This is a genomic window from Rhizobium mesosinicum (assembly GCF_019511345.1).
Lineage (GTDB): Bacteria > Pseudomonadota > Alphaproteobacteria > Rhizobiales > Rhizobiaceae > Rhizobium > Rhizobium mesosinicum.
In genome coordinates, this window is record NZ_JAEUAK010000005.1 from 162,377 (window position 1) to 178,738 (window position 16,362).

General features: G+C 59.2%; 12 protein-coding genes, 1 tRNA gene and 1 pseudogene. 4 read left to right on the top strand and 10 right to left on the bottom strand.

From position 1 onward, the window contains the following. Positions 1–113: 113 nt before the first annotated feature. A complete protein-coding gene (locus JNB85_RS15295) occupies positions 114–299 on the bottom strand; it encodes a hypothetical protein (RefSeq protein WP_183745033.1) in 186 nt (61 codons plus the stop codon). 279 nt (positions 300–578) lie between these two features. On the opposite strand from JNB85_RS15295, the pseudogene JNB85_RS15300 reads away from it, so the two are divergent. After that, positions 579–1,760 (top strand): annotated as a pseudogene (locus JNB85_RS15300) (IS481 family transposase); the annotation flags it as partial. Between the two features lie 49 nt (positions 1,761–1,809). Here JNB85_RS15300 and JNB85_RS15305 read toward each other — a convergent pair. Beyond that, positions 1,810–1,886 (bottom strand) — tRNA-Met (locus JNB85_RS15305). A 134-nt stretch (positions 1,887–2,020) separates the two neighbouring features. Beyond that, positions 2,021–3,220 carry a tRNA 2-thiouridine(34) synthase MnmA gene (gene mnmA, locus JNB85_RS15310; RefSeq protein WP_220335189.1) on the bottom strand — a complete coding sequence of 400 codons (1,200 nt, stop codon included), beginning with the start codon at positions 3,218–3,220 and terminating at the stop codon, positions 2,021–2,023. Between the two features lie 254 nt (positions 3,221–3,474). Between mnmA and JNB85_RS15315 the strand changes: the two genes are divergently transcribed. Continuing rightward, positions 3,475–4,431 (top strand): DMT family transporter, encoded by a 957-nt coding sequence (locus JNB85_RS15315; protein ID WP_220335191.1) that lies wholly within the window; start codon positions 3,475–3,477, stop codon positions 4,429–4,431. Between the two features lie 2 nt (positions 4,432–4,433). On the opposite strand, the gene JNB85_RS15320 is transcribed toward JNB85_RS15315, so the two are convergent. Together JNB85_RS15320 and JNB85_RS15325 are read right to left on the bottom strand one after the other, a co-directional pair. Then, positions 4,434–5,534 (bottom strand): mechanosensitive ion channel family protein, encoded by a 1,101-nt coding sequence (locus tag JNB85_RS15320; RefSeq protein ID WP_220335192.1) that lies wholly within the window; start codon positions 5,532–5,534, stop codon positions 4,434–4,436. A gap of 296 nt (positions 5,535–5,830) precedes the next feature. Next, positions 5,831–6,955 (bottom strand): TDT family transporter, encoded by a 1,125-nt coding sequence (locus tag JNB85_RS15325; RefSeq protein WP_220335194.1) that lies wholly within the window; start codon positions 6,953–6,955, stop codon positions 5,831–5,833. 108 nt (positions 6,956–7,063) lie between these two features. Between JNB85_RS15325 and JNB85_RS15330 the strand changes: the two genes are divergently transcribed. Next, complete coding sequence (locus JNB85_RS15330) at positions 7,064–7,942, top strand: LysR family transcriptional regulator (protein WP_220335196.1); 879 nt, start codon at positions 7,064–7,066, stop codon at positions 7,940–7,942. A gap of 181 nt (positions 7,943–8,123) precedes the next feature. Further along, entirely contained in the window at positions 8,124–8,342 is a 219-nt protein-coding gene (locus tag JNB85_RS15335) for a hypothetical protein (RefSeq protein ID WP_220335198.1), read from the top strand. A 91-nt stretch (positions 8,343–8,433) separates the two neighbouring features. Here the strand turns inward: JNB85_RS15335 and serA are convergent, their stop codons facing one another. From serA to ftsH, 5 genes are all read right to left on the bottom strand, one after another. Then, a complete protein-coding gene (gene serA, locus JNB85_RS15340) occupies positions 8,434–10,029 on the bottom strand; it encodes a phosphoglycerate dehydrogenase (protein WP_220335200.1) in 1,596 nt (531 codons plus the stop codon). An 84-nt stretch (positions 10,030–10,113) separates the two neighbouring features. Further along, positions 10,114–11,292 carry a phosphoserine transaminase gene (locus tag JNB85_RS15345; protein ID WP_220335201.1) on the bottom strand — a complete coding sequence of 393 codons (1,179 nt, stop codon included), beginning with the start codon at positions 11,290–11,292 and terminating at the stop codon, positions 10,114–10,116. Between the two features lie 278 nt (positions 11,293–11,570). Then, positions 11,571–12,416 (bottom strand): outer membrane protein, encoded by an 846-nt coding sequence (locus JNB85_RS15350; RefSeq protein WP_220335202.1) that lies wholly within the window; start codon positions 12,414–12,416, stop codon positions 11,571–11,573. Between the two features lie 389 nt (positions 12,417–12,805). After that, a complete protein-coding gene (gene glmM / locus JNB85_RS15355; RefSeq protein WP_220335204.1) occupies positions 12,806–14,158 on the bottom strand; it encodes a phosphoglucosamine mutase in 1,353 nt (450 codons plus the stop codon). 242 nt (positions 14,159–14,400) lie between these two features. Then, positions 14,401–16,332, bottom strand: coding sequence for an ATP-dependent zinc metalloprotease FtsH (ftsH, locus tag JNB85_RS15360; protein WP_220335205.1), 1,932 nt, complete (start codon positions 16,330–16,332; stop codon positions 14,401–14,403). Positions 16,333–16,362 lie beyond the last annotated feature (30 nt).

The window sequence follows — 16,362 nt, forward strand, 5'->3', positions numbered from 1 at the left end:
ATGCCGCCGGCGGGGCTTTTTTATTTCAGGCTGTTGGGAACCATAAAGCTCTCAGCTGCGCCAGAGCGGGCAGGCGCCGTCACGGCAAAGCTCTGGGTGAAAACAGCTTCCAGTTAGCGCCACTTCGGCTGAGGCGTCGGAGCATTCGCCTGTATCTCATGGAGCGGCGCCCGATGGCCAAGGAGCTTCTTCAGCTTTTTCTCCTCGGCCGGGCCTATGCCGAATTTCCGGCAATGCTCGGTGATGTCCTGATCTTTCGGGCCGGGAATTCGAACCTGCCGATTGTCCATCTTCTTCATTGACGTTTCCTCCTCCGAAGAAAACCATCGTAGCGTCTATTTGTTCGTTAGAAAATTCTAAAATTTGGATGTTTGGGGGCAACCGATGTGTTAATGGAGAACACGGTCCTCCGAGCGGCGGGAGCGTATGCCACCGGCGGGATAAACCAACGTGTAAGGAACGGAGAAAACCACAAAAGAAAAAAGCCCGCTTGCGCGGGCTTTGCCCGACTTGAGAGATAGGTGACGTTTTGTACCGGAGAGATGGGTAACACTTTTCGCTTTTGGCGGGAGGTGTTGATGCCGTGGAAAGAGACTTCGGTGATGGAGGAACGTCTGCGATTTGTCGCCCGGCTACTAGAGGGCGAAGGGATGAGCGATGTGTGCCGTGCATTCGGCATTTCGCGCAAGACCGGCTACAAAATCTTCAATCGCTATAAGGACGACGGCCTGGAGGCGCTGACGGATCGGTCTCGACGGCCGGTGCGTTATGCCAACCAGCTACCTGAGCCGGTCGAGGCGATGATTGTCTCGTGCAAGAAGAGCAAGCCGCATTGGGGTGCCAGGAAGATCAGGGAGCTTTTGGTGAGGCGCCTAGCCGGCGATGTGCGCGTGCCGTCGAAGAGTACGGTGCATGCCGTTCTTGACCGGCACGGGCTGGTCGCCCATGCCCGCAAGCGGCAGCGACATCGAGCCGAAGGGACAGCCTTGTCACTGGCATTACTGCCGAACGATCTTTGGTGTGCCGACTTCAAGGGCGAGTTCAAACTTGGCAATGGTCAATACTGTTACCCATTGACGGTCACCGACCAGGCGTCACGTTATCTTCTCGCCTGCGAAGCCTTTGAGTCGACGCGAGAACCGGCTGTCTTCGACGCCTTCCGTCGGCTGTTTGTCGAGCGCGGCTTGCCAGCCGCCATCAGAAGCGACAACGGCTTGCCTTTCGCCAGCCCAAACGGGCTCTACAATCTGTCTAAACTGTCGGTGTGGTGGCTGAGGCTCGGGATCACGCTGGAGCGCATCAGGCCGGGCCGTCCCCAACAAAACGGCCGGCATGAGCGCATGCACCTGACGCTGAAGAAAGAGGCGACCAGACCATCCGGCAAAAACATCCTCCAGCAGCAGGCCCGCTTCGATGCTTTCGTCAGCGAATTCAATCAGGAACGGCCGCACGAGGCGCTCAACATGAAGGTGCCGGCAGATCTCTACGCCGCGTCGTCACGACTCTATCAGGGCCTGCCGGAGATCGACTACCCCTTCCATGATCGGGAGGCGCTGGTCACCAATTGCGGCCGCATCTGCATCTATCGCAAGAAGATCAACATATCGACGGTGCTGGCCGGCCAGAAACTGGGGCTCAAGGAAGTCGACGACGGTATTTGGCTCGTCAGCTTCATGCATTATGATCTGGGATATATCGACCTGGAGCAGAGGACTTTGCAAACCATCGACAACCCGTTCGGCACGAGGTTGTCACCCATGTGTCAGGTACGTTTTGTTACCTATGTCTCCGGGCTGGACACGGGAAAAGTGGTAGCGGAGGAGGGATTTGAACCCCCGACACAAGGATTATGATTCCTCTGCTCTGACCTACTGAGCTACTCCGCCACTGGTCAAACGATACCGTTCGCGAAGCGCTTCCGGTTCGTGGGATGTGCGGCTTATAAGGTGCGCTTCCGCTTTGTGTCAAGCACATGATGGAGAAAAACGGTGGGCTTTCCGAAGTGCCGTTTATTGCCGTTTCAGGCCATTGCGTGGCTGGAAAGCAGCGCCTTCAGTGAGGCTTCTGCTTCAGCCTCGCGCTCGGAACGCTCAATGAAGCCGCCGCCGAAGACGCGGGCGTCGTCGCCGGGTGCCGAATAGAGCGCGCAAGCCTGGCCGGGCGCGATACCGGCTTCGCTGACCGTCAGATCGACATAGACACCGCTCCCATCGCTATGCAGGACGGCAGGTGCCGGCGCGCGGGTGGAGCGTACCTTGGCGTAGCAGGCAAAGCCTTCGCCTGAGGCTGCGACCTCAAGTGTCTCGTCGCCCAGCCAGTTAACGTCACGCAGATAAACGCGGTGCGTTTCGAGCGCTTCTTTCGGGCCGACGATGACGCGGCGCGAGCGAGCGTCGAGATAGACGACATAGAGCGGCTCGCCTGTGGCGATGCCGATGCCGCGCCGCTGGCCGATTGTATAATGCAGGATGCCTTCGTGCTGGCCGAGGATGCGGCCGTCGAGATGAACGATGTCACCGGCCAAAGCCGAATTCGGCTTCAGCTTGGTGATGATGTCGGAATATTTGCCCTGCGGCACGAAACAGATGTCCTGGCTGTCGGCCTTCTTGGCAACGACGAGACCCATCTCTTCGGCCAGCCGGCGCGTTTCCGACTTGGGGAGTCCACCCAGCGGAAAGCGCAGATAGTCGATCTGCTCCTGCGTCGTGGCGAAGAGGAAATAGCTCTGGTCGCGGTCGGCATCAGCCGGGCGATAGAGCGCGCGGCGACCGGGATTGCTGGATGACGGGTTCGGGCGCGAGCGGATATAATGGCCCGTCGCCAGCGCATCGGCGCCGAGTTCCTTGGCGGTGGTAAGAAGATCGGCGAATTTGACCGTCTGGTTGCACGCAACGCAGGGGATCGGCGTTTCGCCGGCGACATAGCTGTCGGCAAAAGGATTGATCACGGTTTCGCGGAACCGCTTCTCGTAGTCGAGCACGTAATGAGGAATGCCGAGCGTTTCACAGACGCGGCGCGCATCGTCGATATCCTGGCCCGCGCAGCAAGAGCCGGCGCGGTGGACCGCCGCCCCATGATCATAAAGCTGCAGCGTAATGCCCAGCACATCATAGCCCTGGCGTTTGAGAAGCCCGGCCACGACGGAGCTGTCAACGCCGCCAGACATGGCGACAACGACACGGGTGTCTTCCGGCTTCTTGTCAAAATCCAGTGTGTTCACGGGTGCTGCCAAATTCTGTGCTGTTTCGATCCGCCTTTTCTCACGTCGGAATGTGGCGGATTTCCTGTGTTCCGGCGGGATCGGCCGCCAGCTTGCATGGGCGACGGATATAGAAACTATTGCGTCTCCGCGCAAGGGCCAGCGTTCCGGCGGGTCATGCGCGGGTCACGCATTGCAGCTATTCGCAATCGACCTTTGCTGGGCCGTATTTCATCACGTAGATGAAATGACCCACCTTTTAGAGATTCGGATAAATGACAGCCGCCTCCACCACGCTTCGTGGCGTCCTTGTCGCATTTGCGGCCTATGCCGTCTTTGCCTTCAGCGATGCATCCATCAAGGCCCTGCACGGCACGGTTCCCTCGTTCCAGGTCGCTTTCACGGGTGCGATCCTCAGCCTTGCCGCCCTGCCCTTCATCAAGGGGCCAGGTGATTCATGGCTCGACATTTTCAGGACGACGAACCGGCCGCTCTGGCTGGTGCGCTTTGCGGCCGGTGCGACCGGCGCAATCGCCTCCATCATCACCTTCACCAAGCTGCCGATGGCAGAGGCCTTCTGCCTTCTCTTCTTGCTGCCTTCCTTCGTCACTATTCTTTCAGTGATCTTCCTGAAGGAAGATGTGCGCTGGCAGCGCTGGGCAGCCGTCATCGTCGGCTTCCTCGGAGTGCTGGTGGTTCTCAGACCTGGCTTCCGCGAATTGTCCGTCGGCCATTTGGCAGCGACCATCGGAGCGATCGCGGCGGCCATAGCCATCGTCATCCTGCGCAAGCTCGGCCCGGCCGAAAAGCGCCTTTCACTCTATGGCGCTTCGCTGCTCGGCACCCTCATCGTCAGCGGCCTGCTCATGCTCTCGCAGGTAGTCGTCCCAAGCCTGCAGCAATGGCTATTTCTTGCCAGCTACGGCCTGCTTGGCGCTGCCGGCAATGTCATGCTGATGACCGCCGCGCGGCTTGCCCCCGCAACGCTGGTTGCGACACCGCAATACAGCCAGATGATCTGGGCGATCGCCTTCGGTTATCTCTTCTTCAACGACAGCGTCGATCTGCCGATGGCTCTCGGCATCATACTCATCATCTGCTCCGGCCTGCTGACGCTGATCCGCGAACGCAAGCGCCAGGTGCCTCTGCCCGCAGCCGTCGCCTCCGGCGACGCGCAATCGCAGATCGCCACGACGCCGGTGGAAGGCGAAGCAGAAGCGCCGATGCGGTAGATCTATTCTGCCGCCTCACGCCGGCCTCGAGCGGGCGGTTCGTTCATCACCGCCCGCACATGCGGCAAGGATGCCGGATATTCGCGCTGGATGAAATCGATCAGCTTCTCGCGCACCTCGCAGCGCAGATCGAAGGTGCGGGCGGAATTCGATGCCGATACGAGAATACGGATTTCCATGACCGCCTCACGAAAATCCGTAACGGCAACATTGACTACGCGCCGATCCCAGAGCTTTGAACCTTGCGCGATCTCTTCCACCTTCCTGCGGATGGCCTCGACCGGCACGCTATAATCCAGATAGATCATGACGGTGCCGATCAGGGCCGAACTTTCACGCGTCCAGTTCTGAAACGGGTTCTCGATGAAGTAGCTGAGCGGCAGGATCATCCGCCGCCAATCCCACAATTGCACGACGACATAGGTCGAGGTGATCTCTTCCACCCTGCCCCACTCGCCTTCGACCAGCAGCGCATCGTCGATGCGGATTGGCTGGGTGATGGCGAGCTGAATGCCGGCAAACAGATTTTTCAGCACAGGTTGCAGTGCGAGACCGACGACGATACCCGCCACACCGGCGGAGGCGAGCAAGCTGACGCCATATTGACGGACCGCATCGAAGGTCATCATACAGGCCGAAATCGTCACCATGACGATCAACAGATCGACGACGCGTTCCATGATACGCGTCTGCGTCACGTGCTTGCGCGCAAGGAGATTGTCCTCGGCATCGAGCTTGAAACGCCTGAGATAGACCGTCATCCAGATATGCTTGACGGTCTTGGCCATCCAGGCAACGAGCACGATGAAGAAAATGAGCAGGATATGCCGGACAGTCGCCGACTGCGTATCCGTCAGCGGCGCAATCGTTGCCCCGAAGGAAAGGGCGGCCACCAGCATGGCAAGCCGCACGACCCGCTTCAGGCGTGAGACGAGCGAGCGCCAGAAGAGATCCTTGCTTTCAACCAACTGCGTCAGCAGACGGAAGAGAATGCGATGCGCAAAGAGCGTCACCGAGATGACGACTGCGAAGATGATGACGCTCGCCAGCCAGTCCGGCAGCCAGATGCCTCCGGCACGGATGTCGTTCAGAAACTCCGTCATGCAGGCACAGTTAGGGTGCAATGCAGCATGGAAAAGGGAAAGGCATCAAAAAAAGGCGCAGCCGGAGCTGCGCCTTTGGGAAAAGGATGGGTGATATCGGCTCAGGTGTCGATCAATTTGTTGCGCGCAAGTGCGATGCCCGGATTGGCGATAAGGCGGTCACGAGTGCCAGACCGACCATCGACAGCGCATAGCGTTTCATGCGCATCCTCCTTTTTCAGCCCCGCGGAGTATGCAATGCTGACTACATTCTCAAAATAACGAATGATCGAGCCAGTTGTGAAGGCGCCAGGCGATCAGCTCTCCAGGCACGGATCGACGAAGAGCGAACCATTATAGGCGCCGCAGCTCGTGCGGATGGCGACGACGACCCAGATTGCGGCAAGGGCTGCAACCAAAACCTCCCCGAACCCCGTCAGCGCCGGCAATGGAAAGATATTGGCAAGCCGCAGTGTCGCGACGGCATAGACGCCGATCGGGAAGGTGTAACCCCACCAGCCGAGATTGAAGGGCAAACCCTGCCGCAGATAGTTGATGGTGATGGCGACCGCCAGACCAAGCCACCAGAGGCCATAGCCCCAAAGCAAGACAGCACCGAGCAAAGCCGCACCCGAAATCGCCGGAGCCAGCGCACCAAGCCCGCCGGCTGCAAGAGCCTGCCCGCCATTGATGGAAAACAGAGCGAGGCCAAGTGCGCCGGTACCGACAGGGCCGAGGGCAAGGAAGCTCGTCGCTGCCATGCTGGCGTGTGGCAGCTTGTGAAGAGCCATGCGCAGGAAGAGGATGACGAGAATGCCGAGGGCCAGCGGCACCGAGCAGGACCAGAGCGCGAAGCTTGCAAAAAGTACCGGAAGCTGCGCGCCTTCGGCAAGATGCGGCAGCAATAACCCGCCGCTTGCTGCCGCGACCTCAGAAGCGACGATCGGTAACAGCCAGACGGCGCTCATATCCTCGATTGCATGCTGCTGCCGTGTGAACATGACCAGCGGAATGGCAAGACCCGCCAAAACTGCCAACGCCGCATCCACCCACCATAGCTCCGCTGCGATAGAGACGCTTATCTCACCCAACAGACCTGATCCGAAGATCAGGAAACCGTTGACGATAGTGGCAAGGCCCATCGGAATACAACCGAAGAACATCGAGACGACGGGATGGTCGAATGCCCTGAGTGCCGCGCCGGAGTGTAGCAACCACTTCCCGGCATAGATGCAGGTCAACACTGCAAACAGGCCGATATTCGCGAGCCACAGCATCTCGCCCGTCGTGTGGACTGCCGGCAAACCCGGAAACTGACCGAAGCAGACGGCAAGGATGCCGGTCCCCATTGTCGTCGCAAACCAGTTCGGCGTGAAGTGGCGCAAGACATGCGTCCCCGGGCGAACAATCGGTGCAGAAGGAGATAGATGCAGGGCGGCCATAGTTGGTTTCCTTTCGTTGACCGCTTTCATATCGGCGCCAAATAATCGATTCCAACGATTTATCTTTGTCATTATATTCGATAAAATCGAATGGTTGATGGAGGTGACATGACACTGGAACAGCTCAGAATCTTCGTAGAGGTGGCGGCGCGTCAGCATATTACGAAGGCGGCGGCTCACCTGAACATGACCCAGTCGGCCGTTAGCGCCGCAATTACAGCACTGGAAGCACGCCATCGCGTCACCCTCTTCGACCGCGTCGGCCGCTCGATCGTGCTGAACCGGACCGGTAAGCTGTTCCTGAAGGAAGCACATGCTGTGCTGACAAGTGCAAAGGCGGCGGAAGCCGCACTCGTAGACCTCTCCGGCCTTATGCACGGCGAACTTACGATCATGGCGAGCCAAACGATCGGCGGCTATTGGCTATCGCCACGGCTCGTCGCGTTCCACCGCAGATATCCGGGCATCGAACTGACAATCCGCATCGGCAACACAGCTGAAGTCTCGGACGCTGTTGCCAATGGCGAGGTGGAGGTAGGCCTCATCGAGTGGCCGAGTGAAAGGCGTGGCGTTTCGGCAAGGCAAGTCGCTCTTGACGAGATGATCGTCGTCGTTGCTCCTAATCACCCCTGGGCGGACGGGAAAGCACGCAGTCCGTCCAATTTTCCTCAGACACAATGGGTCCTGCGCGAACAGGGATCAGGGACCCGCCTTGCCTTCGAAAGTCTTCTGAAAAAGGCCGGCCTCGACATTGAGGCGCTGGAAGTGGCGATGGTGCTGCCGGAAAACGAACCGCTCGTTGGCGTTGTCGAAGCCGGTATCGGCGCGACACTCATGTCACGAAGCGTTGTTGCAATGAGGCTGCGCAACGGTTTTCTCACCGAGGTGAACGTGCCGGCCCAACCCCGTCCCTTCTTCCTGCTGCGCCATGAGGAGCGCTATCGCAGCAAGGCTGCCGATACCTTCGATGCCATGATCTCAAGCTGATGCCGTCTTCAGCCGGCGGTCGATCTGTGCCTCAAGCCAGCCATCCAGCGGCTTGGACTGAAAGTTCTACCCGGGTCGCCAGGACGAAGGTTGGACGCATACCTGATTTTCAGTTGGAACCAATTCATTTCCGAGGAGTTATTTCTAGTTGAAAATACAACCCGTCCGCAGGGAGGCGGTGATGGGCGCGTCCACAATCACAGATCATGATAAAATTCGGGAATGGATCGAAGCACGCGGCGGCCATCCCGCCCGGATCAGAAGCGGCCAGGTCGGCGTCGATTTCGACGGGCCGGAAAACCCTGTCGAGAACATTTCCTGGGACGAGTTCTTCAGGGTGTTCGATGCGAACAGAGACACTTTCCTGCATCACCACACGAATGCCACCCGCCGCCACTGATCGCAGATCACTGGCGACATGCGCTGGACTATAGAAAAAACCGGCTCGAAGACCGGACCGGTTTTTCCATGTCTCTCCTTGGGAGGAAAATTCAGTCGACGTTGAAGGTCAGCGGCTTTGCCTGGCGGATCGCCGGATTGGCTGTCAACTTGTTCAGAACGACATCGTCAACTGCAGCATCGACATAGAGCAGGGCGATGGCATCGCCGCCCTGTTTGTCGCGACCGAGCTGGAAGTTGGCGATGTTGACACCGGCAGCACCAAGCGTCGTGCCGATGAAGCCAATCATGCCGGGAACGTCGGTATTGGTGATGTAGATCATGTGGCTGCCGACATCGGCGTCGAGATTGATGCCCTTGATCTGAATGAAGCGCGGCTTGCCATCAGAGAAGACCGTGCCGGCGACAGAACGCGTCATGGATTCCGTCGTCACCGTCAGCTTGATGTAGCCGTCGAAGACGCCCGACTTGTCGCGCTTGACCTCGGAGAGAATGATGCCCTTTTCCTTGATCATGATCGGGGCCGAAACCATGTTGACGTCAGCCACCTGCGAACGGATCAGACCGGCGAGAACCGCAGACGTCAACGCCCGAGTGTTCATGCTGGCGGTTACGCCGTCATAGAGGATCTCGATCTCCTTGATCGGCTCTTCGGTGACCTGGCCGACGAAAGCGCCGAGGACATCGGCCAGCCTGATGAACGGCTTCAGGATCGGCGCTTCTTCAGCCGTGATCGACGGCATGTTGATGGCGTTCGAAACCGCCCCGTTGACGAGATAATCGGCCATCTGCTCGGCCACCTGCAGAGCGACGTTCTCTTGCGCTTCCGTGGTCGAGGCACCGAGATGCGGTGTGCAGACGACGTTCGGCAGGCCGAAGAGCGGGCTTTCCTTGGCGGGTTCGACTTCGAAGACGTCAAAGGCGGCGCCGGCGACATGGCCGGACTTGATGGCATCGGCAAGCGCTGCTTCGTCGACGAGACCGCCGCGGGCGCAATTGATGATGCGAACGCCGGGCTTGGTCTTGGCAAGCGCTTCCTTATTCAGAATGCCACGGGTCTTGTCCGTCATCGGCACGTGCAGCGTGATGAAATCTGCCCGGGCGAGCAGCTCGTCGAGCTCGACCTTGGTGACACCCATCTCTTCGGCACGCTCCTTGGAGAGGAACGGGTCGTAGGCGATGACATGCATCTTCAGGCCGATGGCGCGGGCGCAGACGATGGAGCCGATATTGCCGGCACCGATGACGCCGAGCGTCTTGCCGGTGATCTCGACACCCATGAACTTCGACTTTTCCCATTTGCCGGCCTGTGTCGAGGTGTCGGCAGCCGGAAGCTGGCGCGCAACCGCAAACATTAGGGCGATTGCGTGTTCGGCAGTCGTGATCGAGTTGCCGAAGGGCGTGTTCATGACGATGATACCGCGGCGCGACGCGGCCGGGATATCGACGTTGTCGACGCCGATACCGGCGCGCCCGACAACCTTGAGGTTCTTGGCCGCTTCGATGATCTTCTCGGTCACCTTGGTAGCCGAACGGATGGCGAGGCCATCATAATTGCCGATGACTTCGAACAGCTTGTCTTTGTCCTTGCCGAGCTGCGGCTGGAAATCGACTTCAACGCCGCGATCACGGAAGATCTGGACGGCGGTTTCCGACAGTTCGTCGGATACGAGAACGCGAGGTGCCATGTTGGCCTCCTTCAAAGAGTTCAGCGATAAACTTGAATTGGGAATGCGAGGCTCCGCCCTCAGACGGAGCCGGATGCGATCACATCAGGCAGCAGCCTGGGAAAGCGCAGCTTTCTGCGTCTCGAAGGCCCAGGAAAGCCACGGCATCAGCTTCTGCATATCGGCAGTCTCGATCGTGGCGCCTGCCCAGATGCGAAGACCGGACGGGGCGTCGCGGTAAGCGCCGATGTCATAGGCGACGCCTTCCTTCTCAAGGAGAGCGACGAGGCCCTTGGCGAAATTCGCCTGGCCATCGGCATCGAGAGCAGCAACGTCCTTGTCGACGATTTTCAGGCAGATCGACGTGTTGGATTCGATTTCCGGTTTGACGGCGAGATTGGCGATCCAGCCGTTTGCCGCTACGAAATCGGCGATAACCTTTGCATTGGCATCGGCGCGCCCAATCAGAGCCTTGAGGCCACCGAGCTGCTTGGCCCAGAGAAGCGCATCGATATAGTCCTCGACGCAGAGCATGGAGGGCGTGTTGATCGTTTCGCCTTGGAAGATGCCTTCGATCAGCTTGCCGCCCGAGGTCAGGCGGAAGATTTTCGGCAGCGGCCAGGCCGGCTGGTAGGAGACGAGGCGTTCGACGGCGCGCGGCGACAGGATGAGGATACCATGCGCACCCTCGCCGCCCAAAACCTTCTGCCAGGAGAAGGTGACGACATCGAGCTTGGCGAAATCGAGTTCTTGCGCGAAAGCGGCTGAGGTCGCATCGCAGATCGTCAGGCCCTTGCGATCGGCCGGGATGAAATCGGCATTCGGTACGCGAACGCCTGAAGTGGTGCCGTTCCAGGTGAAGACCACATCACGGTCGAAATCGACGGTGGAAAGATTCGGAAGTTCGCCGTAACCGGCTTCGATCTTGCGGACGTCCTTCAGCTTGAGCTGCTTGACGACATCGGTAACCCAGCCCGCGCCGAAGCTTTCCCAGGCGACCATGTCGACACCGCGCTCGCCGAGCAGCGACCAGAGGGCCATCTCGACAGCGCCGGTGTCGGAAGCCGGCACGATGCCGATACGGTAATCCGCCGGCACTTCCAGAATTTCGCGGGTGAGATCGATCGCCTGCTTCAGCTTCGCCTTGCCGACCTTCGCACGGTGCGAACGGCCAAGAGCCGCATCGGAAAGAGCTTCGAGCGTCCAACCGGGACGTTTCGCGCAGGGGCCAGAAGAAAAATGGGTATTTTGCGGACGCACGTCCGGCTTTGCGGTATTTGCCATATTGCTACCCTTCCAGATAGATGGCTCCTCGTTGGGGAGGAGTGTCCCGCCGCCGTGTTTATGGGCGAAGCCCGTCATAGTCAAGCGGGCGATGTCGTTTCTGAAAGGTATTTTGCCGCAGCGGCGATCACATCTATGCTGAGGCAACCAGCGATATCACTGCTAGGCAGGCTGAAAGCGGGCTTTCGAAATCATTCAGTCAATGGTCGCCACAAACACGCGCTGAAGCGAAAAAGCCGCCCTTGCGGACGGCTTTTGTAATCCGTGAAGCTTTGGCCTTATTTGTAGACTGGCTGCTGCAACGGAATGTCCGGCGGTTCGTAGGCGACCGGCTGAGCGCAGCCGCCGAAGAGGTAACGGGCACCGACACGGGCTTCGTGGACGTTGACGCCACGGTCGCGACCCGGGCCGCCGTTTTCGGCATAGCCAAACATGCTGCCGCCATCGATATGCAGGTAGCGGTAGCCGACATCGGCCTTGACGTTGCAGGTCACATCGATCGAAGCGCCGGCCATGAGGGCATAGCTGAAGCGCCAGCTACCACGTCCACCATGAATGACTTCGTCATCGCAACCACTGCCGTCATCGGCGCAGGCGACGTTGTGGAGGTCCTTCCACTTGACGTAGGAACCACCGATACCGGCGCCGACATAGGGCGTGAAATAGGCGTAGGTGCCGAGATCGACATAGGCGTTGGCGAGAAGCGTATAAGCCGTCATCGACGATACGTCACGCGAGGTACAGGAGACCACGCAGGCACCGAAGGCAGCGCCGCCGCCGACCGTCGAACCGCGGAAGTCAGACTTGGTCAGATAGTCGAAGGTCAGATCAGTGCGCAGATAGCTGTTGATCTGGTAACCGACACCGCCGCCGACCGTCCAGGCATCTTCAAGGTCTGCATGATCGAAATCGGCTTCGAGAGCATTGCTGCCCTGGAAGAACTTCGCGCCACGCAGGTCGGTGAAGGCGTAGCCGACATCACCGCGCAGATACCAGCCCGTGCTTTCGCTGACGGCGACTTCCGGCGGTTGTTCCGGCACGGGCTCAATCGGTGCAAGATCGGCGGAATAGGCATTCGACGCGATCAACAGCACGCCGAAGATACCGGACAAAGTTCGTTTCATGGATTCACTCCAGTCGGTTGCGTCGGCGCGCTGCGGGCCGCCAAAACGGATATGCTTTTTATGGATAATGAATCGGAAACGTTAAAAGCTGCTTAACCATAAGAAGTAATTCGAATATCCGCGGCAGAACATGTTTCGAGAAGTAAATGCTGGCCACCTGCCTGTCTCGACTTCGCTAATCGGGAAGACGACGAAGAAAAAGCCCGCCAAACCTTTACGCTTGCGAATGACGGATGAGCAAAGGCGAGGGAACAGCAACGGGCAAGGCCCACAAGGCCGAAGACTCGGCCTGCGGCAATCACACGGTCTGGCTCGCGCAATGCCGGTAAATCAGCACCAATAAAAAAGCCGGCTCGAAGGCCGGCTTTTCAATCCTTGATGTCGCGCCCTCAGGCGGCGCTGCGCACGCTCGAAATCGTGCCGATCAGATCGTTGACGATGCGTTCGATCTGCGCGCGGTCGTCGCCTTCCGCCATCACGCGGATCAATGGTTCGGTGCCGGAGGGGCGGATGACGAGACGGCCGTTCTTGGAAAGCTCGGCTTCGGCATCGGCAATCGCCTTGACCACCTGCAGGTCTTCCAGCGGCTTACCGCCGGAAATGCGGACATTGCGCAGAAGCTGCGGCACGGGCTCGAAGCGACGGCAGATTTCGCTGACTGTTTTACCGGTGCGTTTGACGGCCGCCAAAATCTGCAGCGCAGCAACGAGACCGTCGCCGGTTGTGCCGTAGTCCGAAAGCACGATGTGGCCGGACTGCTCCCCGCCGACATTGTAATTGTGTTGGCGCATATGCTCGACGACATAGCGGTCGCCGACCTTGGTACGGGCAAGGCCGAGACCCTTGTCCTCGAGGAAACGCTCAAGGCCGAGATTGGACATGACCGTCGCAACGATACCGTTTCCGCGCAGCTGCTGGCTCTCGGCCCAGCTTTCGGCGATGACGGCCATCAGCTGATCGCCATCGACGATCGAGCCGTTTTCATCAACGATGATAACGCGGTCCGCATCGCCGTCGAGCGCAATGCCGATATCGGCGCGCACCTCGTCAACTTTCTTCTGCAGGGCGACCGGGCTGGTGGAGCCGCAATTCAGGTTGATGTTCGTCCCGTTCGGATCGTTGCCGATCGTCACCACGTCGGCGCCGAGTTCCCAGAGAACGGCAGGCGCCACCTTGTAGGCCGCGCCATTGGCGCAATCGACCGCGACGCGCAGGCCCTGCAGGGTCACGTCGCGCGGCAAGGTGCGTTTGACGTGCTCGAGATAGCGGTAGATATCGCCATCGACGCGCTTGGCGCGGCCGATTTCCTCAGCCTTGGCAAGCTGTCCCGAAAGATCCTTGTCGAGCAGGTCCTCGATCTGTGTCTCGAGATCGTCGGAGAGCTTGTAGCCATCAGGACCGAAAAGCTTGATACCGTTGTCTTGGAACGGATTGTGCGACGCCGATATCATCACGCCGATATCGCATCGCAGAGAACGCGTCAGCATGGCAACCGCAGGTGTCGGAATCGGACCGAGCAGAAACACGTCGAGTCCCGCCGCGGTAAAGCCGGCCACGAGGGCATTCTCCAGCATGTATCCCGAAAGCCGCGTGTCCTTGCCGATCACCACACGATGACGATGGGCGCCGTTGCGAAAAATCGTTCCTGCAGCAATGCCGACCCGCATTGCGAGGTCCGGGGTCATGGGGAAGATGTTAGCTTCGCCTCGAATGCCGTCCGTCCCAAAATAGCGTCTTTTCATATGCACTCCTGCGCTTTCCGCGCGTCGTAGAAGCTTACGCATTCCTCAAGCAAGAATCCGGTTTCAAAGATTGCGTTGCGCCCGAACCTCGATCCAGACTTGTCCTTGCTCAGCGGAATGCCACAAAACCGCGTTACCGGCACGTAAATTACCAAGAAAATTGATTATATCCTGTTACTAATATTAAAAGGGCCGGATTCCCTGTGGAAATCCGGCCCTTTCAGGCAAATGCCTGTTCACTTTCAGTGAGGCTGAGGTTCCAGCCCGCCCTCGGGTTCATCACCCTTGGAAGCAGGGCGCGCACCGGCCTTTGGAACAGCCGAGCCACGGCTCGGAGGCGAATCATCACCAAGATCGCGTGCAGGCTTCTCGCCACGAATCAGCGCCTTGATCTCTTCGCCCGTCAGCGTTTCGTATTCGAGCAGCCCTTCGGCAAGTGCTACGAACTCATCATGCTTTTCCGTCAGGATGTCCCTGGCCTGCTGATAGGCCTGGTCGATCAGGCGGCGCACTTCGTTGTCGATCTTCTGAGCGGTCGCTTCGGACACGTTCTTCGACTGCGAAACCGAATGACCGAGGAAAACCTCCTGCTGGTTCTCGCCATAAGAAACCTGGCCGAGCTCGTCGGAAAAGCCCCACTGGGTGACCATCGCACGGGCAAGCTTGGTGGCCTGCTCGATGTCGGAGGAAGCACCCGATGTGATGTTCTCCTTGCCGAAGGTCAGTTCCTCGGCAACGCGGCCACCCATCATGATGCAGAGGCGCGAGATCATCCACTTGTAGCTCATCGAGTAACGATCACCCTCGGGAAGCTGCATGACCATGCCGAGCGCACGGCCACGCGGAATGATCGTTGCCTTGTGCAGCGGATCGGCGACGGCGACATTCAGCGCGGTAATGGCGTGACCGGCCTCGTGATAGGCCGTGAGCTTCTTTTCCGCTTCGGTCATGGCCGAAGAGCGGCGCTCAGCGCCCATCATGATCTTGTCCTTGGCGTCTTCGAATTCCTGCATGGTGACGACACGCTTGTTGCGGCGGGCGGCCATGAGGGCAGCTTCGTTGACGAGGTTCATCAGGTCGGCACCCGAGAAGCCGGGGGTACCGCGGGCCAAAACCTTGAGATCGACATTCGGTGCCAGCGGAACGTTGCGGGCATGAACCTTCAGGATGCGTTCGCGGCCGACGATATCAGGGTTCGGAACGACTACCTGGCGGTCGAAACGGCCCGGACGCAGCAGCGCCGGATCGAGAACGTCGGGACGGTTGGTCGCAGCGATCAGGATGATGCCTTCATTGGCTTCGAAGCCGTCCATCTCGACGAGAAGCTGGTTCAGCGTCTGTTCGCGTTCATCGTTGCCGCCGCCGAGACCAGCACCACGATGGCGCCCGACGGCGTCGATTTCGTCGATGAAGATGATGCAGGGCGCATTCTTCTTGGCCTGCTCGAACATGTCGCGGACGCGGCTTGCACCGACACCGACGAACATTTCGACGAAGTCCGAACCGGAAATCGTGAAGAACGGCACGTTGGCTTCGCCGGCAACCGAGCGGGCAAGCAGCGTCTTACCGGTGCCCGGAGGACCGACGAGCAGCACGCCGCGCGGGATCTTGCCACCGAGGCGCTGGAACTTCTGCGGGTCACGCAGGAATTCGACGATTTCTTCCAGGTCCTGCTTGGCTTCATCAACGCCGGCGACGTCGTCAAAGGTTACACGGCCGTGCGCTTCGGTCAGGAGCTTGGCCTTTGACTTGCCAAAGCCCATCGCGCCACGCGAGCCACCCTGCATCTGGCGCATGAAGAACAGCCAGACGCCGAGGATCAAAAGCATCGGCAGCAGCGTTCCGAGATAGCTCAGAAAGCCGGAGGAACCATCGGTTTCCGGGCGCGCAGTGACAGCGACATTCTTGGATTGCAGGCGATCGAGCAGATTGTCGTCGATAACAGGTGAATACGTCTGGAAGGTGTTGTTGTTCTCCAGATATGTTCCCGTCAGCCTGTTGCCGGTGACCACGACATCCTTCACGCGGCCCGCATCAACCTCACGCAGGAACTGCGAATAAGGGATTTCACGCGAACCCGTCTGCGCCGGAGCCGTCTGGAACATACTGAAGAGGGCGATCAGCAGAAGCGCGATGATCGCCCACAAGGCGAAATTACGTAAGTTAGGGTTCATTGAACTCCCCAGCACTGGACAGTCGCCTCA

Excerpts from the sequence above, each read along its gene's own strand:
- JNB85_RS15325 (WP_220335194.1), bottom strand. The coding sequence starts at position 6,955 with ATGGCCGCCCTGCATCTATCTCCTTCTGCACCGATTGTTCGCCCGGGG.
- serA (WP_220335200.1), bottom strand. The coding sequence starts at position 10,029 with ATGGCACCTCGCGTTCTCGTATCCGACGAACTGTCGGAAACCGCCGTC.
- ftsH (WP_220335205.1), bottom strand. The coding sequence starts at position 16,332 with ATGAACCCTAACTTACGTAATTTCGCCTTGTGGGCGATCATCGCGCTT.
- JNB85_RS15295 (WP_183745033.1), bottom strand. The coding sequence starts at position 299 with ATGAAGAAGATGGACAATCGGCAGGTTCGAATTCCCGGCCCGAAAGAT.
- JNB85_RS15320 (WP_220335192.1), bottom strand. The coding sequence starts at position 5,534 with ATGACGGAGTTTCTGAACGACATCCGTGCCGGAGGCATCTGGCTGCCG.
- JNB85_RS15315 (WP_220335191.1), top strand. The coding sequence starts at position 3,475 with ATGACAGCCGCCTCCACCACGCTTCGTGGCGTCCTTGTCGCATTTGCG.
- glmM (WP_220335204.1), bottom strand. The coding sequence starts at position 14,158 with ATGAAAAGACGCTATTTTGGGACGGACGGCATTCGAGGCGAAGCTAAC.
- JNB85_RS15330 (WP_220335196.1), top strand. The coding sequence starts at position 7,064 with ATGACACTGGAACAGCTCAGAATCTTCGTAGAGGTGGCGGCGCGTCAG.
- JNB85_RS15335 (WP_220335198.1), top strand. The coding sequence starts at position 8,124 with ATGGGCGCGTCCACAATCACAGATCATGATAAAATTCGGGAATGGATC.
- JNB85_RS15345 (WP_220335201.1), bottom strand. The coding sequence starts at position 11,292 with ATGGCAAATACCGCAAAGCCGGACGTGCGTCCGCAAAATACCCATTTT.
- JNB85_RS15350 (WP_220335202.1), bottom strand. The coding sequence starts at position 12,416 with ATGAAACGAACTTTGTCCGGTATCTTCGGCGTGCTGTTGATCGCGTCG.